Here is a 22,228-nt window from a genome sequence, read left to right on the forward strand (position 1 = left end):
CATGAAAGATATAAAAGCTGACAGTTTTATAGATATAACTGATGTAGTATGCCCTATTACTTTTGTCAAAGCAAAGGTGGCTATAGAAGAATTAGAAGATGGGCAAATCCTTGAAGTAAGAATGAATGAAGGAGAGCCGATTAAGAATGTACCATCCAGCTTTAAAGATGAAGGACATAAAATATTAAATGTTATAAATAACCGAGATGGAACTTATACGATATTTGTTAAAAAGGGAGGCCTTGTCAATGAGGTTTAATACAAAGCTATTACATCTGAATTATGGACCTGATGAAAAGACTGGAGCCTCATTGACGCCTATATATCAATCTACATCGTTTAGCCATTCAGCAGAGGAACTGGAGAATATATTTAAAGGCAGTGAATATGGCTTTACATATACGAGAATAAATAACCCAACTATTGAAGCTTTTGAAAGAAGGATTGCATCACTGGAAAGTGGAATAGGGGCAGTTGCATGCTCCTCAGGAATGGCTGCTATAACTTTAGCCATTTTAAATATCTTGAAGACTGGTGATGAAATACTATCTAGTTCAGGAATATTCGGTGGGACGTATGAACTATTTAAAGATTTCGAAAACTTTGGCATTACTGTAAAATTTGCAAAAGATAATTCGATAGACGCTTTTAAAGAATCTATAACTAATAATACAAAATTGATTTATATCGAAACGATTGGAAATCCTAAATTAGATGTTCCTGATATAAAAAGTCTTTCAGTTCTGGCACACGAAAATAAAATTCCTTTAATTGTGGATAATACTGTAACTACTCCATATTTAATTCGACCGATAGAAATGGGAGCAGACATCGTTATACATTCAACATCAAAATTTATAAATGGACATGGGAATTCTATTGGTGGAATTATAGTCGATTCTGGTAAATTTAATTGGGATTTTAATAAGTATTCAATGTTGAAAAAGTTTGAAAAATATGGGCAATTTGCTTATCTAGCAAAGCTTAGAAAAGGCCTATTTAGAAATATTGGTGCGTGTATGTCTCCATTTAATGCATATCTTAACAATTTGGATTTAGAAACGCTTGGAATAAGGATGGAGAGGCTATGCCAGAATGCTTATGAATTAGCTGTTTTTTTGAAGGAATTTGATAAAGTACTATCAGTTAACTATCCGGGGCTTAAAGAAAGCCCATTTCATGATATTGCAAAAAGACAGTTTGGTGATAAATTTGGTGCGATATTGACAATTCGTGTAGGTTCTAAAGAAAAAGCTTATAAAATGATTAACTCTTTAAAGTATGCAACAAATATCACGAATATAGGTGATACACGTACGCTTATAATTCATCCATCATCTACGATTTTAGCTGAAAGCAGTGATGAGGAAAAAAAGTTCATGGGAGTGTTTGACGATTTAATAAGAATCTGTGTTGGGCTGGAAGATATAGAAGATTTAAAAGAAGATTTTAAGCAGGCTATTGATAGACTATAATTTTATTTTTATGCAAATTATAAGTAATTTGATATGCATACTTATAATTAAATTGCTACGGTGAGGTGTTAATATGGATCATTTAGATATGTTGGAAGCTCAAAGTATATACATATTAAGAGAAGCTTATAAAAGCTTTGGTAAACTCGGTATGTTGTGGTCGATTGGGAAAGATTCTACAGTAATGTTGTGGCTTGCGAAAAAAGCTTTTTTTGGACATTGCCCGTTTCCTTTTATTCATATAGATACGACATATAAAATACCCGAAATGATAAGATTTAGAGATAAGATTGCAAAGGAGTATAATCTCGACCTTATCGTCTACACAAACTGGGATGCTATAAATAATGGCATGGGTCCAGAAAAAGGCAGATTAGTTTGCTGTAAGGCACTAAAAACAGATGCATTGCAGCATGTGATAGATAAATATAAATTTGAAGGATTGATTGTAGGTGTGAGAAGGGATGAAGAAGGTTCAAGATCAAAAGAAAGGATTTTTAGTGAACGAAATAAAGAGTCTGAGTGGAATTACACAAACCAGCCTCCAGAGCTTTGGGATCAGTTTAAGACAGATTTTCCAAAAGGTAACCATATCAGGGTACATCCTATATTAAACTGGACTGAGTTAGATATTTGGGAATATATAAAGAGGGAAAATATACCGGTTGTGGATTTGTATTTTGCAAAGAATGGTAAAAGGTATAGAAGTCTTGGATGTGCACAATGTACAGGACAAATAGATTCAAATGCCTCAACAGTTGATGAAATTATAGAGGAATTAAAGCACACAAATATAAATGAACGTGCTGGCAGAGCACAGGACAAAGAAGACGCATATGCTATGCAAAAACTGAGGAAAGATGGTTATATGTAAAAGGAGGAAAAATACATGCTTAAGTTTAGGGAGACTCTTAAGATTGTTGTTGTAGGTCACGTTGATCACGGAAAGTCGACAGTTATCGGAAGGCTTTTATACGATACAAAGTCATTGCCGGAGGGGGCAATTGAAAAAGTAAAAAGAATATCAAAAGAAACTGGTAAGCCATTTGAATATGCGTATTTATTAGATGCTTTTGAAGAGGAACAAAAACAAGGTATAACCATCGATACAACGCAAATTCAATTTCATACAAAAAAAAGAGATTACGTAATAATAGATGCACCGGGACATGTAGAATTTTTAAAAAATATGATATCTGGTGCAGCTAATGCAGAAGCTGCGTTACTTGTTATCGACGCCAATGAAGGTGTAAGAGAACAGTCAAAAAGGCATGGATACATTCTTTCATTGCTGGGCATAAAAAAAGTTTATGTTCTAGTTAATAAAATGGACTTAATAGATTATTCGGAAGAAAAATTTTTAGATGTAAAAAGCGATATGGATACCTTTTTAAAAAGCATTAATGTCTTTCCACAAAAATATATACCCGTATCCGCTTTTTATGGTGAGAATATAGCTTTAAGGTCAAAAAAAATGCCGTGGTATAAAGGTGATACAGTCTTAGATGCTTTAGATGTTTTTGAAAAGGATAAAGAGATAATCGATAAACCACTGAGGTTACCTATACAAGACGTTTATAAATTTGACAATAGAAGGATTATTGCTGGCAGGATAGAATCTGGCGTACTTAATGTGGGAGATGAAATAGTAATATATCCAAGTAAAAGAACGTCTAAAATAAAAACCATCGAATACTGGCAAGAAAAAGACAAGACGACAAAAGTTGAAGCGGGAATGTCAGTCGGAATTACGCTTTTTGATGAGTTTTTTTATAAAAGGGGAGAATTTATAACCCGCAAGGACGATGAAGCTCCGCTGGTAGGAGATACGTTTAAGGCGAATATATTCTGGATGGGTGAAAAAAGGCTGACAATGAATAAAAGATATAAACTTAAATTAGTTACACAAGAGACAGAATGTGAAATAGCCGCAATTAACAAAGTTATAGATGCTTCTACGCTTTTTTCCAATGACAACGCAAAAGAAGTAAATACTAATGAAGTCGCTGAAGTTGTGATAAAGACTAAAGATAAAATTTGTTTTGATGAATTTAGAAATAATCATGTAACAGGGAGATTTGTTATTGTAGATGGTTATGATATAAGTGGTGGGGGAATTATAAATGGCCTAGAGATTTTAGATGCAGCAAATAAATTTGTAAAAGGAAATGTGGAACTTCCAATAACCTGCTTTGATGAATATTATTATTTAATACCATACAACGAGATAAAGAAAGTAGCTGTTGAAAGAAAATCCTATAAAATAGGTGATGATTTGCCTGTAAATGGAGACACATATTATTACCCTGATAATTTTGATGTCATTGACTTAAATATTGAGCTATCTGCATTAATAAGGAATGGTAAGTTGATTGATTTAATCAATTTAAATGAGTATAAGTATGAAGGTTATCCTGTATATAGCAGTGATGGATTTTTGGCAAAGGTAAAAAATCAAGATGATTTTATTAATTTTAAAAATGATTTTAAGGAGTCAAAATACGATTTAGTTGATTTTGCAAACAAGTGGTATGATCCCATGGCTAATAAGCGGATTGTATATAAAGCAGTTTAAATATATGTAGGAGGTTGGTACATTGAATAAACATATGAAATTTAAAATTTTAACTTTATTTACTATTATAGGAATTTTAATTTTAGCTACCGGTTGTTCAAATAAATCGGGAAATGGTGAGGTATCAACGGTTAGGATAGGATTGTTTCCAAATATAACACATGCGCAAGGATTGCTTGGTAAAGAAAATGGAGCGTTTCAAAAGGCACTTGGAGAGACAAAGATTGATTGGAAAATATTTAATGCAGGGCCATCTGAAATAGAAGCGTTGTTAGCTGATGAAATTGATATAGGATATATAGGCCCGGGACCTGCCATAAACGGTTTTGCAAAATCAAATGGTGCTATTAAGATAATTTCTGGTGCTGCAAATGGCGGTGAAGTGCTTGTATCAAGAAAAGATCTGAAAATCGATGATGTAAAAGGATTAAGCGGCAAAAAAGTAGCTGTTCCACAGTTTGGAAATACACAAGATTTAACTCTTCGTCATCTTCTTAATGAATATGGATTAAAGGATACAACTAAAGGAGGTACTGTCGAAATAAGGCAGGCAGAGAACCCTGATATTGAGACATTAATGGGGAAAGGAGATATAGATGCAGCGTTGGTGCCTGAGCCATGGGGATCTATACTCATAAAAGAGATAAATGCAAATGTAGTGCTTGATTACGATAAAATTTTAAGAGGTGGTGATTATTCAACTACAGTAGTTGTGGTCAGAACACAATTTTTAAAAGAGCATCCAGATATTGTTGAAGAGTTCTTAAAGGCACATGTTCAACTGACAGATTATATAAATAAGAACAAGAGTGAAGCCTATACAAGTATCAATAAAGAAATCTATGAATTGACAAAGAAGCCATTGCCAAATGATATACTTAATACGTCTTTCAACAGATTGAAAGTAACAGTTGATCCAGAAAAAAGTTCAATTAATGATTACATTAATCTATCAAAAGAAGCAGGTTTTCTTAAAAATGATGTAGATGTCAATAAAATGATAGATACTAGTTTGCTAAATAAAATTTTAGGGAATATCAAATAGATATTTAAGAGGTGTTTAATTTGAGCCTTGTCATAGAGAATATATCGAAGAGTTTTATGCTAGATTTAAAAACAAATATAGTGTTGGACAATGTGAATCTTTTAATAAATAAAGGAGAATTTATATGCATCATAGGTCCTTCTGGCTGCGGTAAGTCTACACTACTTAATATAATTGCCGGCCTCGAAAGTGCGTCATGCGGTAGAATTATTTTAAATGGTAGTGTAGTAAAGGATGCAGGTATTGATAGAGCAGTTATGTTTCAAGAACCTGCCCTTTTTCCTTGGCTCACAGTGATAGATAATGTAGAATTTGGGATGAAGATGGCGGGCATAAAAAAAGAGGAAAGAAAAAGAAGAGCTATGAAATATTTGAAAATGGTTCATCTTACAAAATTTAAAGACTCATATATTCATCAATTGTCTGGTGGTATGATGCAACGTGTTGCACTTGCAAGAGCATTAGCCATTGATTCTGAGGTGCTCTTAATGGATGAACCATTTTCAGCCCTTGACAGTCAAACTAGGGATATTTTACAGTTGGAATTACAGCGGATTTGGATGGACACAAAAAAGACAATTGTCTTTGTTACACATAATATAGAAGAAGCGGTGGTATTAGCGGATCGCGTTGTCGTAATGTCTACAAATCCAGGAAGAGTTAAAAAAGAATTTAAGATAGAACTTTCTAGGCCAAGAAAACCAGAAAGTCCGGACGTAAATTACTATGTAAGGGAAATAATGGATGAGTTAAGGGAGGAGGTAGAGAAAGTTGCAAAATCTGAATATGACGGCGGCTGGAGTGTTGAAAAGGATTTGTTTCTATCTAATGTTGATAGCAATATGGGAATTGGTCTATAAAATAGGCGCAGATATTTTAAATGTTTGGAAGCCTTACATGTTTCCTTCTCCAATTTCAGTTTTTACATCCATAACAGGCTTATTAAAGGATAATACACTGTTAATTGCAATTTTAGCCAGCCTGAAAAGACTTATCATAGGGTATTTCATATCGGTTGTAATTGGTTCTACAATAGGATTGTTGATGGTTCGCTTTAAATATATAGATGATAATTTCCGTTCATTAATTCTCGGGCTCCAAACTTTACCTAGCATTGCATGGCTGCCTTTTGCAATTCTCTGGTTTGGCCTCAATGAAAGTTCAATTATTTTTGTCATAGCTGTTGGATCTATATTTTCCATTAGCCTTGCTGTAGATTCAGGCATTAAAAATATAAATCCGATTTATTTAAAAGCAGCGAAGACAATGGGTGCTAAAGGATATAAATTATATTCAAATGTGATTGTTCCTGCAGCGCTTCCAAATATTGTATCAGGGCTTAAAGAGGGTTGGTCATTTGCTTGGAGAAGCTTGATTTCTGGCGAAATGTTGGTAGCTACAACAGGACTTGGACAGATTCTTATGGTTGGAAGAGAGTTATCTGACATAAGCCAAGTTGTTGCTGTTATGCTTGTAATTTTAATTTTAGGTTTAGTCATAGATAAATTTGTATTTGGAAGAATAGAAGGCTCAATAAGATATAGATGGGGATTGAATATGCGCAAAGTTTTATAGAAGAGGTGAAAATAATGAACATAGACAAATTAGATCTTGAATTATTAAACAATGAATATAAAAATAAAAGCCCATTTGAAATTATAAAGTATGTTTATGATAAAATTGGTGCATCACGTGTGGCATTAGCTTCAAGTCTTTCAATAGAAGATCAGCTTTTAACAGATATACTATTGAAGATTGATAATAAGGCAAGGATATTTTTTATCGATACTGGAAGACACTTTCAATCCACATATGATCTGATGGAACGAACAATGAGGAGATATCATTTTAAATACGAAGTGTATACTCCTGAAAGCCAGGACTTAGAACCACTAATTAGAGAATATGGTCCAAATCTTTTTTACCAAAGCGTTGATCTTAGGAAAAAATGCTGTGAAATTAGAAAAGTAAAACCCCTAAAAAGAGTTCTTGCTACGGTTGATGGATGGATATGTGGCTTAAGAAGAGAACAATCTGTAACTCGTGAGAATATAAATATATTTGAGTGGGACTACGTTCATTCTATATACAAGATAAATCCCATTGCATTTTGGACTGAAGATATGGTCTGGGATTATATAAAAAAAGAAAATATCCCTTACAACAGCCTTTATGATAAAGGCTTCAGAAGCATTGGATGTCAGCCTTGTACAAGGGCTGTAAAGCCTGGAGAAGATGTTAGAAGCGGAAGATGGTGGTGGGAGGACCCTGATAAAAAAGAATGTGGACTTCATATTCAAAATAAAACTGTTGAATAAGCAAAAACCATAAAAACTCGTTTAAGCTATGCAGTTTAGATGCATAAATTTAAACGAGTTTTTTTGATTTTTGATGCATAAACGTACAAAACTTTATAAATTTGATAAAAATTTTAGAAGGAATTTCTATACTTTTATAGAAAATATATATAATATAAGTGTAAGTGATAGAGGAGTTGATATCAATGTATAATGAATCAAAATATGAAAAGGATTTTTTTGACACAAAAAGGAAAACATATAATATAAATATTGATCCAAACAAACATATTTTTGATAATTCGATTAATGATGAAGAATTGAAATATGAAAAAAAGAAAAACAATTTTTTGATATCAATGCTTTATAATGCTATTGCAAGATTTGTTGGATATGAGTCTCTTCTCAAAAGAGGGTACTTTTTTATTTTGTGTAATAAAAATGGATATATAATAAAAATTATCAATAATAATGAGTTGACTAATTATTTTAAAGAGCTGAATTTTAAAGAAGGTAATAGTTTACGAATTGAAGATTGTGGGATTAATGCAGTAAATCTTTCTATGAAATATAATAACTTAACTGAATTATGCGGTAATGATCATTATTGTTACCTGTTAAAGGATTGGTATTGTACGGCAATGCCAATTAGGGATGGTTACTATGGTAGAGTAATTGGATATCTTGATGTTTCACGAATTGGAATTAACAACATTGTTCATCAAAATACACTTCTTAAAAATATAGTTTCTTTTCTTGAAGAAAAAATATCCATTAAAAGCGAGAAGATCTCGCAAATATATGTGGGTCTTGATGATATTGATGCATTAATTCTATCATCATTATTACGTAATGGTGTGAGAAAAGCAGTGCTTGAAGAAATGGGCATTTCGGAGAGAACACTAAGAAGACGGATTAATAAACTTTATAATTTGTTAAATGTAAATAATGATATTCGATTAATTATAAATGCTGTGTATTTAAGGATTATAAACTGTTATGGGGATATATTATAAAATTAATATAATTCTTAAAATATTATATTTAATCGATGACTGAAAAAAGGTTACAAAGAGACTTTCCATATTTTGAATTAAACTTTATAATACTAATTAACAGTTAGTAACGTTACAAGCTGTTAAAAATGTTATAAAGGGGTGATATTTTAAAATGTTGAAAAAATTAGTTTTACTACTTCTTGTTATGCTTCTATCAGTTTCTACATTTAATTGTATATATGCATCAGAAGTTCAAACAGATTCCTCGCCTTTTTATGAGGAAAAAGGCCAGGTTATTTTTGACTCTGTTAAATTAACAAATGAAAATGGTCGAATCGAAATCCAGAAAAGCACTAATATCGAGCAATCACAGAAACTATCACAGAAACTAGATGATCCAGATATACAAGACATTCTCTCTAAATATATGGGTGAAGGTAAAACACCAGTTGCTATAGGTTGGACAAAAGTTTACTTAAAAGATTCAAAAGATCCTAACAATAAAACCGGTGTTGTGCCTATGACAATAGAAGATGTTGAGAGACTTTCAGGTAATATTGCAAATCCAAATGCTGCATCTGGAACACCAACAGTGAAAGGAAATTTTACGTTATATACTCTTGTTGGATATGATAACTATGATCCTACAGCATTATATGCTGAATCAATAGGGAAATGGAATGGTGGGCAGTATGGCAGCAATGGTCCTGCAAATGATAATGATGACTTTATGACTATTACATGGCCGAATGGATATGTATTGACGTCTTCAACCATTTTTGGTGATTGTTCTGGACCTTACAAGAAAGACGAAGCTTATTCCAGTGTTGTTTGGGGTTTTGGTGAGGAATCAGGAGAAATTATACTGGCGAGCAATGGTCGTAATGATAGCAGTTCTGGTACACGTAAGTGGGTTAGCAAGTATGTTCATACATGGGCAGAGACTGTTCCTTCGTTTAACTTCTCACTAACTGATGTTGGTATCACATTAACTAATTCCAGCGCATCTTGGCAGATTGCTAGTTCTCTAATATATTGATGGTATATATTGCTTAGATGTGTAGGAAATAATAGAGGTGATGCTTTGAAAAGGAATAAGAATATTGTTAGACTAATTGGTCTATTAGTAATTGCTGCCATGTTTTTAATCGTTGTCGGCAAATATTTTTTTACAAAGACAATGAACCCAGAAGAAATTTTGAGAGACAAATACTCAAATAAACCTAGTTATGATATCAAGTTACAAAAGGCAAACGAGTATTTTTCAGGTTTCCTCGGACAAGATGGAGAAAATGTTTATTTAGATTTGTTTAGAGATGGGAAATACTTTGGAGGATCAGTAGCATCAATAAAGCAAAGAGATTTGGTATGGGTTTATCAATTTCAGCAATATGAAACTCTTGTTGTTGTCTATGGATATAATCCTGATTCAAATTATCTTTCATATTATCTTGAGGTTTCCAGCACTACTACCGAACCCAAAGTAATTAAAAAGGATATATCAAAAGAAAAATATATCCTTGATATATATGTATTTGATACTAAATATAATGGAACAGCTAATCTTGAACTTATTAAAAAGCCTGGAAAATAAAAATATTTTAGAACTAAAGAGAGCAGGATCCCTACATCCTGCTCTCTTATGATGCTAAAACAGCAATCTTTAAATTTCCTAATTATATTACCTGACTTTTGCAGCAAAAAGAGATAAAAAAAGCCTTAAACCTCTTTAAAATAAAGGGTTTCGGGCTTTTTAAATTTGTCCCAAAGATGTAGTGAAAATTAACTTTTTTTCGTTTCTCCTAAAATTTTTTTAATCTCTCCAAGTGTCATAAACTTTTTACTAAAATCAATGTTTAACTCTTTTCCGATATCTTCAAGTACATCATTATAAAAATCAAAAAGATAATAGTTCTCCTTAACATGACTACAAGATGCTTTACTTAAGCTTTCAAGCATTTCTGTTACTGAATATTTGCCCTTCGATCTGTGTTCCAGTATCCTTACAATTACAAGAGCTATAAAACATGTCAGAAAATGAGCATCAATATGCTCCTTCAACGATAAATAAACTGGCCTACTCTCAAAATCACTTTTTGTTACCTTGAAGGACTCTTCTATCTTCCAAAGTCCACGGTACATCTCAATGATTTTCTCAGGTGTCTCTTTGTATTCACTTGTAACAATAGCATAATAACCGTCGAATTTTTCTTCTTCACGTAATTTTTCTTCGTCAAAAGTCAAGCTTTGATGTACGTTCTCAGATATTTCACCTGTATCAGCATCAAATGTAAGGTTTTTCACATATTTGGCTGCACCATAAGATATAGATTTATTATACTTTCCAGGATTTTTAATCAGGTCCATTGCTTTAGCTAGTACAGCAGCACGATCTTGCTTGGCCTTTGCTGCATATTCAGGACTATAGAAAATAACCTGTTTTTCATGTACTACCTTTTTTATCTTTTTACCATTCGTTGCAGTCACTTGAATTTCCCTAGGATAAAGTCTTGATTTAATTTTAAAACCATTACCTTTGTTAATATATCCATTTTCATCAAGAACATAATCCTGAAAATCTTTATCTGCACCACGAACAGAAATTTACCCGAAATCATTAGTAGAATAAATGGTTTCGGGTTACATCACTTTAAGTTTTGCTGTAAAATTAGGGTTGACATTTCATGTTTTTTTATGATAAAATTAAAAAAAAGACAAAGTGATAAATTAAATATCTATATAAAAATAAGGCAATGAAGCTTATGAGTGCATTATGCATTTATAAGCTTTTATTTTTAAATACAAAACTGGGTAAGGGTGCTTGTTCTTTTATGAGTGGACACCCTATATAATTTTAGAAAGGGTGATATATAAATGAGTATTAAAGAAAGTACATTTAACACACTTAAAGAAGATGCATTAAACTTTTTAGAAGTTGTTGCATTGTCAGTTGCAATTATTGCACCAACTTTTGCTATGTCAATGAATGTTGGGCTAATGGCACAACAAGTATCCTTTTCGGTTAGTACCGTATTTTTTATCTCTGCCATATTGGTAGGTTTTGTTACTCTTTCATTTATTAAATTCAATCAATATTTTTCTTCCGCAGGGTCTGTTTACACATTTATTAAAAAATCATGGGGCAAAAATGCTGCATCTGTCTCTGGATGGATTCTATCTCTTGCATATCTTTGTTTCGCATGTGGCTGTTCTTGTGCGTTTGGCTCACTATGCAGTAACTTTATTCAACATTTCAGGTGCAAAAGTTCCATGGCTGATTTTTGCAATTCTATGTGAACTGATCATTTGGTTCATTGCATTTACAGATATAAAGCTCAGTTCAAATATTATGCTGCTCGTAGAAGGTATCTCTATTATCTTAGTGATTGGAATTTCACTCGTTATTCTACGTGAGATAAGTTTTACAAAAAGCTTGAATTTTATTCCTTTCAGCGTCAGCGAAAATGGGAAAAATTTTTTAAATTATGGTACTGGCATTGTCTATGCAATTCTCTGTTTTGGCGGTTTTGAAGCTGCCTCAAATTTCGGGGAGGAAAGCAAAAATCCGATATTTTGGCAAGAGAAAGATTTGGACATGGCAGCTGATTTTTCCAGTCATTGCATGTATGGTATTTATTTTCTCATTCTATTCCAGCATCTATCCGGTTCCAACTTGCCCGATGGACCTTCCTCCTTATGTTGTAATTGTATGGATTCTTATAGGTGTCATTATTACCACTTTCAGCAGGAGCCAATTGGAAGAAACAAGCATCAACAGCAATCAAGAAAATCAGTAGAAATCTAAAAAAATATAATATAAAGGAGTTTTGAAAATGAGTACTGAACTATGGGATTTACTAGTAAAACTGAAAAATCACAAATGGGTCGATTTAACCCAAGGATTTGGTCCCGATACTCCACATTTTCCGGGATTCAATCCTGCTAAGTTTGAGACAATTTTCACTCATAAAGATGGGTTTTTCGTCAAACAATTCACTTTTCCTGGCCAATATGGCACTCACATGGATGCCCCGGTGCACTTTGCCCCCGGATTGCGCTATGTTGATGAAATAAGTCTCAAGGAAATGGTACTTCCGCTTGTTGTAATAGATTGTTCGAAAGAAACGGCGAGCAATGCGGATTATGTTCTGACCAAAGAGCGTATTCTTGAGTGGGAAAAACAATATGGAATAATTCCTGAAGGTTGCTTTGTTGCAATGAGAACGGATTGGAGCAAAAGGTGGCCTAATCAAGATCAATATACCAATACAGATGAAAAAGGCAATGCTCATTATCCTGGATGGGATCTGGAAGCGTTGAAATTCCTGTACGAAGAACGTAAAATTGCAGCAAGCGGGCATGAGCCTTTTGATACAGATGCACCGATCAATCAGCGTAAAACAGGCTTTGTTTGTGAAGATTACATTTTGAGAACAAATCATTTCCAGCTTGAGGTAATGACCAATCTTGATCAGTGTCCTCCAATTGGAGCGATTATCTTCTGCATTGTACCAAAGGCGGAAAAAGCGCCAGGTTTTCCAGTTCGTGCTTTTGCAATCTTGCCATAAACAATTAAGTGACAGACTTATAGTAGTCTATACGTTGTTGTGGTTTAACTTACTTTTTCACACAATATAAATTATTTAAAATTAGATATGAGCATAATCAAAAAATCAATCCAAAATAAAAACCAGAATAGGCAGGTTATATAAATGATAAAGGCTAAAAAATATACTATCGATTGAAGACCTGTAATCAGTAGATATAGAAGTATATTTAATGCAACCTCTGTACTTTTTGCCATTGAAGTATTTAGGATGATGGCATGGGCAAAGAGAATCATCTTTTGATTTATAGTATTTACAACGATGTTTTTGCTTAATAAAACCATCAAAATACTCTTTGCCATCTTTAATCATTGGAATACCTGCATCACAAACAACATGACCATCATTAGTCAAATTATGCTTTTTAGAACCTCTCTTATTAAGAGGGATAAAACAATGGCCACGGAGGGTGTTTCTTGCAAAATTATAGACTTTCTTAACATCATAGCCTTTGTCAGCAATGAAATTGACACCTTCAAGATTAAACCAATTGTTAGTTTCAGATAAAAGAGGAATTGCAGCATCAAAATCGGGGATATTAGCAGGAGTGGTTACTTCAGCAATAGGAAGACCAGACAAACAATCAATAATAATGTGGTTTTTATATCCCCAATAAAACTCATAATTTTTATTAGAAGAATCATTAGAAGCAGTATGAACACCAAGTTTACAATCCTTGTCAGACTTAGGCTGATTATCTGAATTTATTTTTAGAAAAATACTTAGGATTGTTAAACTTAGTATTAGCCTTAATAGGGGTAGAATCCAAAGAAATAGATTCACCAGAAATAAGGCCAAAATCCTTAAGAATATTTACTTAATTCTGCATAACATAAGACAAATATTTATGGTCAAAATTCTTAAGGAAACGCTCAAAAGTCCAATAAGAAGGCAGCTTTTTAGTAATATCAAATCCGCAGAGGTGAGCAATAATAAAATTATTGCGAAGATAATCAATGAGATCAGAAATCTCACCGAATTTCTCAGCTTTCATAACAATTAAGCTAAAGAGAGCATGGCGAGAATAGCCTATAGGGCCAAATTTAGAAGGCGGGAATTAGGAATGGGAGATAAATCAAGATTACTAAATAAAGAAGAATAAAAATCAATTTTAGGTTGAGAAGTAAAAAGGTCTGTAAGGTTTAAAACTTGTTGAAGCTGGTACATGTAGGTTTTCCTCCTTTAATGCTTAATGATGCTTATAATACTATAATTTAACAAAAAAGGTAGGAAACCTTACATATCAGATAAAAATTTTTAGGGTGATAAGAAAAAAGCATATCTCAGAAATAGCTTAAATCAAGGCTTTTGAGATATGCATAAGTCTAATTTAAAATCAATAAGAGGGTGAATATTTATAGAATGAATAAAATTGAAAAGGTTTCGGTTATTGGCTTGGGAGCAATTGGCAGCACTTATTTGAGCCAAATGTCAAAATTTATTTCCAATGAAAACATCAGTGTAATCGCAGATGGTGCGCGTGCAGAAAAATACAAGGCAAATGGTATTAATGTTAATGGTATTAATTACAGATTTAAAGTGATAGATCCTTCAGAAAAATGTGAACCTGCTCATCTGTTAATTTTTTCAGTTAAATTCAATCAGCTTTATGAGGCTATTGAACAAGTTAAAAATCATGTAGGCTCTGATACTATTATTATTTCATTGTTAAATGGTATAACAAGTGAAGATATTATTGGTAGAGCTTATGGAATTGAAAAGGTGCTTTATTCTGTTTCTCTCGGCATTGATGCTGTACGGGTTGGTAACTCCACTACCTTTAAAAACTTAGGTATTATTTCATTTGGAGAAAAGACAAATATTCCAGGTCATTATACGCCAAAAGTTTTAAGATTAAAGGAATTTTTCGAAAGAACAAGGATAAACTATACTATACCAGAGGATATGATGAGGATGTTATGGTATAAATTCATGATCAATGTTGGCGTAAACCAAGTTTCGGCGGTGCTCAGGGCACCATATGGCGTGTTTCAAAATGTTAAAGAAGCAAGGGATATTATGATTGCATCTATGAAGGAGGTTGTCAACATCTCAAAGATGGCTAAAATCAATCTCAATGAGTCAGATATTGATGAAGCAGTTAAAATGTTATACAAACTTTCCCCTATTGGAAAAACTTCGATGCTTCAGGATATGGAAGCCGGGCGGCAGACTGAAGTGAACATCTTTGCAGGTACTGTCATTGAATTAGGCAAAAGGTATAACATCCAAACACCTGTGAATAAAATGTTATATGATATTATCAAAGCCTCAGAGGGTATGTTTATGTACAATAAATCTTTACATGGGAGGTGCATTGATGAATATAAAAATTGAGAAAATCAGCAATTTAGAGCTTAAACCCCTTGTCACAGACAATAGTAAGCTTGGATTTGGGCAAGTCTATACCGACTATATGTTTACCATGGAGTGGACTGAAAGCACAGGATGGACAAATGCGAAACTTTCCAAGTACAAGGATTTGCCGTATGATCCGGCCTCGGTCATCATATAATATGCCCAGCAATTTTTTGAAGGAATGAAGGCGTATTGTGCGGGTGACGGCAGAATTCTGCTGTTCAGGCCGGGAGAAAACGCAAAACGCATGTATCGTTCGGCTCAACGCCTCTGCATGACACCTGTGCCGGTGGTTTTATTACAGGAAGCTGTAAAAGCTCTCGTGAACATCGACAAATGATGGCTTCCGAAAGGTGGTGGCACATCCCTATATATCAGACCAACGCTGATCGGAAATGGCGTAAAGCTGGGTGTCCATTTTCAGATAAATATCTCTTCTTCATTGTTATGACGGCGGTTGGACCGTATTTTGTAAGTGGATTCAATCCGATCGGCCTTTATGTTGAAGAAAACTATATTCGAGCGTGTGCAGGCGGTGTGGGCAATGTAAAAACAGGCGGAACTATGCTGCAAGCCTGCTAGCGGGAGCAAAAGCTGAAAAGAAAGGCTATTCTCAGGTTTTCTGGCTTGATGGAATGTTTAAAAAAATATTGAGGAAGCAGGCTCCATGAATATCTTCTTTGTTTATGCCAATAAACTTGTAACGCCACGGCTGACTGATTCCATTCTTCCGGGTATAACCCGTGATTCCGTGCTAGCTCTGGCTCCTCAACTTGGTTACGAGGTCGAAGAAAAAGATATTTCGATCGATGAAGTGTTAAGTGATATTAAGAGCGGAACTCTTACAGAGTCATGTGGAACCGGCACAGCTGCCGTGTTAGCTCCAGTTGGGGAGCTTTTCTACAAAGGCGAAAAAAATATAATCAATGACAACAAAGTTGGCAAGGTCACGAGAGATCTTTATAAAAGACTGGTTGGTATTCAATATGGTATAGAGAAAGATGTCTTCGGCTGGTTTGATGTTGCCGGTAAAATCTAATAAAATGATTTTAATTATCTATATTGATCAAAACCTTTTGGATATTGTATTTACAACAACACTCCAAAACATGAGATATTATAAATATAGCAGCCATGATGGTTATTTTTTACAGAAAAATGAGTACAAACATTATTTACCTCCTCAATCGATGATATGAAAGATATAAACCTTGACATACTTCGAAGTTACATCCATACCTACAAAAGCTCATTTAAAACCATTGCACCTCTTTTCAAAGGTAATGCAGTAAGAAGAAGTTAATTTATGATAATTCTATCAATCAGATTATATAGCAACTTTGCAATTAGCTCTTAATTTATAAACCCCTGTTGCCAGGGGTTTTATATATAACAAAAAGCAGATTTTGTGTTCTAATGTTATATTTAAGATACGAGATTTTCTAATTAAAATGTGTAAAACTAAGAAAATGAGGGATTATTAAAGAAAAATAAACTTACTTAATAGAAGAAGGAGGTCTAATAAGTATGTTCACAAAGGAAGCCTTAAAGATGACTGCAAATGCATATAAAAATAGCAATTTTGATAAGGCTATTTTAGCGGTGGGGTCTTGTGAAAAACATGGGGAAGCACTTGCCATTGGGAACAGATACTCTGGTATCATAAAATCTTGTATTGAAAATCGCAGAAAGAGTAGAAGGACTTCTTGTGCTTCCTCCAATATCAATAGGTTATAGTGAATATTATAGTAGATTTCCATTTACCCTTTCCTTACGGGCAGAGACACTTATAGAAGTATTGAAAGATATTTTGATTTCTGTAATAAAAAATGGTATTACAAAAATTATATTGTAAATGGGTATGATGGTAATATTGCTTCTATAGAGGTTGCGACACGTTCTGTAAAAATGCAATATCCTGAAGTTAAAATAGCTTCATTAGATGCATGGTGGGTCACAGCAGGACAGTTACTTACCAAAGAGACTTTGAAGTATGGGGAGGTCTTGGACATGCGGGGGGAAGGAGAGACATCTATTGCCCTTTGGATGTTTGGAGAATTAGTAGAAATGGAGTATGCAAAAGGAGTTGTTCCAAGTCTTCCACCTTATATAGATATAAAGTGGGATTTTGCTGAACTTACTAATTGTGGTGCTACAGGGGATCCTACAAAAGCTACTCCAGAAAAAGGGAAGAGGATGGAAGAAGTATTGATAAACGTTATAGTAGATTTTATAAAAAAGATGGATGAAAATGAATGGAATTATAAATCGGAAAAATCACTAATTTAATTTTGATTTTACTGCTAAAACCAACTCCAAAATCATGACCATCCGTTTAATGGGTGGTTATGATTTTGGCGGGAAAATTTATAAAAATTTAATATAAGAAAGAAGGATATTAAGGTATTATGACGAATTATGAAATTATAGAATAAAATATCAAATTTACAATTTAGCAAAAGAAAGGATTTAATATTATGACGTTTTTTATCATTTTATTACTTGTTACAAATGTTGTTTTTCAATAATTTTAATGATATCATCTACAAAAGGTAATTTTGAAAAAGTGTTAAAAGCGGAAATAGCACAAAATAGAAAAGAACTTATGGATAATCTAAGCCAAAGCAGAAAAGAAATAAATGATACTTTAGGCAGAACTAATTCAATTACAATCAAGCAATTGTAAGCAATGAACAATGTAAATAAAAACCAATTAGATACATTTTCCAATCAAATAATTTCACTTAAAGACACTACACAGCAAAATCTAGAATTATCGGCAAAAATTCAAAAAGATCAATTGCAGCAAATAGCTGATCAAATATATAAATTAAACACCACTAACAGTCAAGAACTAAAACAAATGAGAGAAACAATAGAAAATAAGCTTACATCAATACAAAAGGATAATAATGAAAAACTTGAACAAATGCGTGCAACTGTTGATGAAAAATTACATAATACACTAGAAACACGACTCGGTGAATCATTTAATAAAATGAATGAATGACTTGAATCACTGTATAAAGAATTAGGAGAGGTACAAAGTCTTTCTACAGGCGTAAATGATTTAAAAAAGTCTCTTACAAATATCAAGACAAGGGGAACATGGGGAGAAATTGCACTTGGCAATATAATAGAAGACATGTTAAGTCCAGAGCAATATGCTGAAAATATAATTACTAAGAAGGGAAGTAAAGATAGAGTTGAATTCGCTATCAAATTACCTGGGCGTGAAGACAATAATAAAATAGTTTATCTTCCTATTGATGCAAAGTTTCCTCAAGAAGATTATCAAAGATTATTGGATGCAGAGGAAGAAGGCAATAAAGAAAAGATCGATGAAAGCATAAAACAACTAGAAAAAAGAATTAAATCTGAGGCTGCCGATTTATATAATAAATACCTTGGTCCGCCGAATACAACTGATTTTGGTATAATTTTTCTTCCAACAGAAAGTTTGTTTGCTGAAGTTTTGAGAATACTAGGATTGCTTGAAACTTTGCAATTACTGGACCGACTACATTATCAGCTATATTAAACAGTCTGCAAATGAGCTTTAAAACACTGGCAATTCAAAAAAGGACAAGCGAAGTATGGGATATACTGCGTTTTGTTAAAACAGAATTCGGAAAATTTAAGAGTATCTTAATAAAAACGCAAAAGAAAATACAAGAAGTTAATGATACGATTGATAAAGCAACAAAATCTACAGAAAAAATGGAATGTAAACTTAAAGATGTAGAACAATTGCCAGATGCAGAAGTTCAATATTTAGAGGAACCAGAAGATATTATGGAATCAGATATCTTGTATCGGAAAGTATAGAAAATTGACAGTATTAAGGAGAGGGGAACTAAAATGTCAATTATTGATAATGCTATATATACAATGCTAAATGGCAAAAGAACAATAACTAAGCCCATATTCATTAAAGATTTTGACGCAGATAATAAGCAATTAAATGACCTGATAGAAATATCAAAAAATGTTTCACCAGAAAAGAGAAGGTTGATAGAAAAAGACATAAAATTATTAAAACAAGGATTGGAAGGCGAAAAAAATGTTTATTATGAGCTGAAAAATTCATTTTTACCAATGCTTTGTCTTTATGATATAAGACTTGAGTATGATGATTATATTGCTCAATACGATTTTATTATAATAACGAGAAAATTTATGTATGTTTTAGAAACTAAAAAATTAAGCGGAGATATAGAAATAACTAAAGATGGAGATTTTATTCGCATTATAAAATCTGATAACGGCAAAATAATTAAAAGAGAAGGCATGTATAGTCCAATATCACAGAATGAAAGACATGTAAAAATATTAAAAGAAGTATTAGCGAAAGAAAAACTGATTAAAAATTTTCCAATAAAATCAGCAATCGTCATAGCTAATCCTAAAACTATCATTGATAAATCAAAATGTCCTAAAAGTATTAAAAACAATATATATAAGTACGACCAAATTGTCAATCTAATTAAAAAAGAGTTGGAAGACAAATCAAATGAAAGAGATTTACTTGAAAAATTTTTATATAACATAGCAGATTATTTAATAAGTAATAATAAACCAATAACGTATAATTACGCTGCAAAATATTCTCTTGACAATGAAGATGTTAAAATTAAAGAAGAACCTAAAAAAGAACAGAAAAATAACAATTTAGGTTCTGATAAAAGTAATGATAAAGCCCAAATATATGAAATGTTAAAAAAATATAGGCTAGAAACGGCTAAAAAAGAAAATATAAAGGCATATTGGGTGTTTACAAATGAAGAATTAAATTCTTTGATAGAAAAAATGCCAAAAACTAAAGAAGAATTATTGCAGATAAAAGGGTTTGGCCAAAAGAAAGTAGAAAAATATGGGGATGAAATTTTATCAATTTTAAATAAAAGGGGATAAAGCTATGGCTCAAAGTTATGGAAAAGCTGGAAAGTATGTCAAAAATATAGGAAAGAAACAAGTTTATATAAAGTACATATTCATTTTAATTTCAATTATACTATCATACATTTTTTACGAAATTTATATAATAATCCCTTCAGTAAACTTTTACTTAAAAGTTGTCAAAAATGTTTTTGGTGCTTTTTCTATTGGATCATTGTTATCAATGTTCATACCATTATTTGATGATAAATTAGACATAAAAATTAAAAATGCTTTTAATGGTGCAAAAGGAGAACAAGAAGTACAGAATTATTAGAGACTTTACCTGATGAATATGTTGTTTTTAATAATATCTTTTATGATAACAAAAAGATAGATCATATTGTAATTGGTCCTACGGGAGTTTATATAATCGAAACTACAAGCAGCCGTGGAAAAGTGGAGATAAAAAATAATAATATTTTGATTAATGGATATAAATATAAATTTCTCGGCAGAATGTTTTCAAATGTATTTTGGTTGAAAAATTTCTTAGGAGTAGATTTTGTGAAAGGCATCGTAGTATTTACTAATGCCTTTGTCCCAATGGATTCCGAAATTAAAAATATAATGATAATAAATAAAAAATATTTGATTAGCAAAATAACAAATGAAAAACAATATATGGATAGTGATACAATAGAGTATTTAAAGAATAAAATTCTATTGTTATATAGGGAAGACAAAACAGATGTCCTTTCTAAAAATGACGCAATATGACCTATTAATATGCTATAATGTGCTTATGTAAAATATGGTAAGCGATGGTGAAAGGTGTATAAAAAGATTCTGTCAGTCTTTTTAACAGTTCTTTTTATACTTTCTTTTATAGTGCTTTCTCAAACTTATTCAGGTAATATCATAATTATAATTAATTGTTAATGAGTGTAGGTCTAGTATGACGGGTGCAAAAAGAAGAAATAATATTGGCGAAGATAGACTGCTATATAGCATCATTACTAGTTCCTTTGTGATGTTGAAAAAACATATTGCATACAGATTTAGCTGATGTATTCAATTTTACAAATACGGAAGGAGGAAAAGGTACATTCCTTTTTGCGCTATTAAGAGATGAAGTATCCTGTACCTAATTTGATGAAGGGAAAAAAGAAAGTGAAAGTTATTATCAAAGAACCAAAAAAGATACTGCCCGAACAAAAAGATTTATTAGATAGCCAATTTATGGATTGGACAGTAGAAGAAGTAAAGATTCCAATAGATAATTGGACTCTAGATAAAAAGAAAGCCTTTATAAATGAAGCACTTAATGTGGATTGGAATGGGATATTTACTTTTTATATTTTTGTATCATATGACTCTTATTTGTACTCAAATTTAAATTTCTATAGTAATCGTGGCGTACTTACAAGAAAGATAAAAGAATATACACCAGGAATAAATATCAGGGTTGGTGCATTCCGATACAGAAACCATGAAGCAATCAATCTTCGCGGAGAACGAGTATTGTCGGTTATTTATCCTCGTGATTGGAAGATGCCAGTAAAAGTAATTGGAATGAGTCATGGATATCCCGCAAAAGGGTTTCCGTTGCCTGAAAAGTATCATCAAGTGATAGATAGTATAGGATCTGTGTATATATTGTAGATTTTAATGATTATAAGAGAAAAAATAAAATTATACCAGCACTAGTTGTTTGCGATTCACTTAATATAAATTTAAGCGATTATAAACGCAACTGGAGATTACTGGAAGATATTAAGGTTGTATCAGGACGTGAAATATATTCATCGCCATTTTATAAATTGTATGAGTGGAATCTCCAAGCAAGCAGTATAGAAAAACTAGATGAGAAAATTGCAAAGAAAATGATTATTTTTAAATAAATCAAAGTAACTGGTCAATTATATTATAATTAAACGCAACAAATAGAAAACAGATTTTAAAATATATGTTTAAGGAAAAAGAAAGCTAAAA

General features: G+C 32.4%; 26 protein-coding genes and 2 pseudogenes. 26 read left to right on the forward strand and 2 right to left on the reverse strand.

Going from position 1 to position 22,228, the window contains the following annotated elements; translation table 11 throughout:
* Window position 1 precedes the first annotated feature (1 nt).
* From CPG45_RS11960 to CPG45_RS12010, 11 genes are all read left to right on the forward strand, one after another.
* A complete protein-coding gene (locus CPG45_RS11960) occupies window positions 2–259 on the forward strand; it encodes a sulfurtransferase TusA family protein (protein ID WP_013298066.1) in 258 nt (85 codons plus the stop codon).
* Window positions 249–1,475: an O-acetylhomoserine aminocarboxypropyltransferase/cysteine synthase family protein gene (locus CPG45_RS11965; RefSeq protein WP_096232162.1), complete on the forward strand. Its 1,227-nt coding sequence runs from the start codon at window positions 249–251 to the stop codon at window positions 1,473–1,475. Before CPG45_RS11960 ends, CPG45_RS11965 begins: the two co-directional genes overlap by 11 nt.
* 73 nt (window positions 1,476–1,548) lie before the next feature.
* Window positions 1,549–2,349 (forward strand): sulfate adenylyltransferase subunit CysD, encoded by an 801-nt coding sequence (cysD, locus tag CPG45_RS11970; protein ID WP_094046108.1) that lies wholly within the window; start codon window positions 1,549–1,551, stop codon window positions 2,347–2,349.
* Between the two features lie 15 nt (window positions 2,350–2,364).
* The gene (locus CPG45_RS11975) at window positions 2,365–4,050 is read left to right on the forward strand and encodes a sulfate adenylyltransferase subunit 1 (RefSeq protein ID WP_096232163.1); all 1,686 of its coding nucleotides are present in this window, start codon (window positions 2,365–2,367) and stop codon (window positions 4,048–4,050) included.
* Between the two features lie 22 nt (window positions 4,051–4,072).
* On the forward strand, window positions 4,073–5,095 hold the full coding sequence (locus tag CPG45_RS11980) for an aliphatic sulfonate ABC transporter substrate-binding protein (protein ID WP_197702806.1): 1,023 nt from the start codon (window positions 4,073–4,075) through the stop codon (window positions 5,093–5,095).
* An 11-nt stretch (window positions 5,096–5,106) separates the two neighbouring features.
* Window positions 5,107–5,955, forward strand: coding sequence for an ABC transporter ATP-binding protein (locus CPG45_RS11985; RefSeq protein WP_223814578.1), 849 nt, complete (start codon window positions 5,107–5,109; stop codon window positions 5,953–5,955).
* Window positions 5,924–6,670, forward strand: a complete 747-nt coding sequence (locus CPG45_RS11990) for an ABC transporter permease (protein ID WP_172856558.1) — start codon at window positions 5,924–5,926, stop codon at window positions 6,668–6,670. Before CPG45_RS11985 ends, CPG45_RS11990 begins: the two co-directional genes overlap by 32 nt.
* Window positions 6,671–6,684: 14 nt before the next feature.
* Window positions 6,685–7,413, forward strand: a complete 729-nt coding sequence (locus CPG45_RS11995) for a phosphoadenylyl-sulfate reductase (RefSeq protein ID WP_172856560.1) — start codon at window positions 6,685–6,687, stop codon at window positions 7,411–7,413.
* Window positions 7,414–7,598: 185 nt separating this feature from the next.
* Entirely contained in the window at window positions 7,599–8,408 is an 810-nt protein-coding gene (locus CPG45_RS12000; protein WP_096232165.1) for an Lrp/AsnC family transcriptional regulator, read from the forward strand.
* Between the two features lie 154 nt (window positions 8,409–8,562).
* Entirely contained in the window at window positions 8,563–9,429 is an 867-nt protein-coding gene (locus CPG45_RS12005; RefSeq protein WP_096232166.1) for a hypothetical protein, read from the forward strand.
* Window positions 9,430–9,474: 45 nt separating this feature from the next.
* Entirely contained in the window at window positions 9,475–9,984 is a 510-nt protein-coding gene (locus CPG45_RS12010; protein WP_096233601.1) for a hypothetical protein, read from the forward strand.
* Between the two features lie 188 nt (window positions 9,985–10,172).
* Here CPG45_RS12010 and CPG45_RS12015 read toward each other — a convergent pair.
* Window positions 10,173–10,991, reverse strand: a pseudogene (locus CPG45_RS12015) (IS1634 family transposase); the annotation flags it as partial.
* A 273-nt stretch (window positions 10,992–11,264) separates the two neighbouring features.
* Here CPG45_RS12015 and CPG45_RS12020 point away from each other — a divergent pair.
* From CPG45_RS12020 to CPG45_RS12030, 3 genes are read left to right on the forward strand one after another with little or no spacing between them, the layout of a single operon-like run.
* Window positions 11,265–11,687 carry an APC family permease gene (locus CPG45_RS12020; RefSeq protein WP_096232167.1) on the forward strand — a complete coding sequence of 141 codons (423 nt, stop codon included), beginning with the start codon at window positions 11,265–11,267 and terminating at the stop codon, window positions 11,685–11,687.
* A complete protein-coding gene (locus tag CPG45_RS12025) occupies window positions 11,605–12,195 on the forward strand; it encodes an APC family permease (RefSeq protein WP_231968731.1) in 591 nt (196 codons plus the stop codon). The genes CPG45_RS12020 and CPG45_RS12025 overlap by 83 nt, the downstream gene beginning before the upstream one ends.
* 28 nt (window positions 12,196–12,223) lie before the next feature.
* Window positions 12,224–12,958 (forward strand): cyclase family protein, encoded by a 735-nt coding sequence (locus CPG45_RS12030; protein ID WP_096232169.1) that lies wholly within the window; start codon window positions 12,224–12,226, stop codon window positions 12,956–12,958.
* Window positions 12,959–13,063: 105 nt separating this feature from the next.
* On the opposite strand, the gene CPG45_RS12035 is transcribed toward CPG45_RS12030, so the two are convergent.
* Window positions 13,064–13,780 carry a transposase gene (locus CPG45_RS12035; RefSeq protein ID WP_157732396.1) on the reverse strand — a complete coding sequence of 239 codons (717 nt, stop codon included), beginning with the start codon at window positions 13,778–13,780 and terminating at the stop codon, window positions 13,064–13,066.
* 579 nt (window positions 13,781–14,359) lie between these two features.
* On the opposite strand from CPG45_RS12035, the gene CPG45_RS12045 reads away from it, so the two are divergent.
* The 12 genes and pseudogenes from CPG45_RS12045 (at window position 14,360) to CPG45_RS12080 (ending at window position 21,898) form a co-directional block, all read left to right on the forward strand.
* Entirely contained in the window at window positions 14,360–15,334 is a 975-nt protein-coding gene (locus CPG45_RS12045) for a ketopantoate reductase family protein (protein ID WP_096232171.1), read from the forward strand.
* A complete protein-coding gene (locus CPG45_RS17585; RefSeq protein ID WP_231968735.1) occupies window positions 15,318–15,512 on the forward strand; it encodes a hypothetical protein in 195 nt (64 codons plus the stop codon). The genes CPG45_RS12045 and CPG45_RS17585 overlap by 17 nt, the downstream gene beginning before the upstream one ends.
* Window positions 15,513–16,004: 492 nt before the next feature.
* Window positions 16,005–16,394, forward strand: a complete 390-nt coding sequence (locus tag CPG45_RS17590; RefSeq protein ID WP_255405176.1) for an aminotransferase class IV — start codon at window positions 16,005–16,007, stop codon at window positions 16,392–16,394.
* 488 nt (window positions 16,395–16,882) lie between these two features.
* Window positions 16,883–17,092, forward strand: a complete 210-nt coding sequence (locus tag CPG45_RS17135; RefSeq protein WP_197702807.1) for a hypothetical protein — start codon at window positions 16,883–16,885, stop codon at window positions 17,090–17,092.
* Window positions 17,064–17,644, forward strand: a pseudogene (locus CPG45_RS17595) (creatininase family protein). Before CPG45_RS17135 ends, CPG45_RS17595 begins: the two are co-directional and overlap by 29 nt.
* A gap of 400 nt (window positions 17,645–18,044) precedes the next feature.
* Window positions 18,045–18,365 carry a hypothetical protein gene (locus tag CPG45_RS17150; protein WP_197702810.1) on the forward strand — a complete coding sequence of 107 codons (321 nt, stop codon included), beginning with the start codon at window positions 18,045–18,047 and terminating at the stop codon, window positions 18,363–18,365.
* A gap of 9 nt (window positions 18,366–18,374) precedes the next feature.
* The gene (gene rmuC / locus CPG45_RS17930) at window positions 18,375–18,896 is read left to right on the forward strand and encodes a DNA recombination protein RmuC (protein WP_197702858.1); all 522 of its coding nucleotides are present in this window, start codon (window positions 18,375–18,377) and stop codon (window positions 18,894–18,896) included.
* Window positions 18,897–18,907: 11 nt separating this feature from the next.
* Entirely contained in the window at window positions 18,908–19,183 is a 276-nt protein-coding gene (rmuC, locus tag CPG45_RS17935; protein WP_197702859.1) for a DNA recombination protein RmuC, read from the forward strand.
* 33 nt (window positions 19,184–19,216) lie between these two features.
* Window positions 19,217–20,269: an HRDC domain-containing protein gene (locus tag CPG45_RS12065; RefSeq protein WP_096232172.1), complete on the forward strand. Its 1,053-nt coding sequence runs from the start codon at window positions 19,217–19,219 to the stop codon at window positions 20,267–20,269.
* A 4-nt stretch (window positions 20,270–20,273) separates the two neighbouring features.
* Window positions 20,274–20,570, forward strand: a complete 297-nt coding sequence (locus tag CPG45_RS12070; RefSeq protein WP_096232173.1) for a hypothetical protein — start codon at window positions 20,274–20,276, stop codon at window positions 20,568–20,570.
* Between the two features lie 35 nt (window positions 20,571–20,605).
* A complete protein-coding gene (locus tag CPG45_RS18510; protein ID WP_096232174.1) occupies window positions 20,606–21,013 on the forward strand; it encodes a nuclease-related domain-containing protein in 408 nt (135 codons plus the stop codon).
* Window positions 21,014–21,406: 393 nt separating this feature from the next.
* Window positions 21,407–21,898, forward strand: a complete 492-nt coding sequence (locus tag CPG45_RS12080; protein ID WP_172856564.1) for a hypothetical protein — start codon at window positions 21,407–21,409, stop codon at window positions 21,896–21,898.
* Window positions 21,899–22,228: the final 330 nt, after the last annotated feature.

The organism is Thermoanaerobacterium sp. RBIITD, from assembly GCF_900205865.1.
GTDB lineage: Bacteria > Bacillota > Thermoanaerobacteria > Thermoanaerobacterales > Thermoanaerobacteraceae > Thermoanaerobacterium.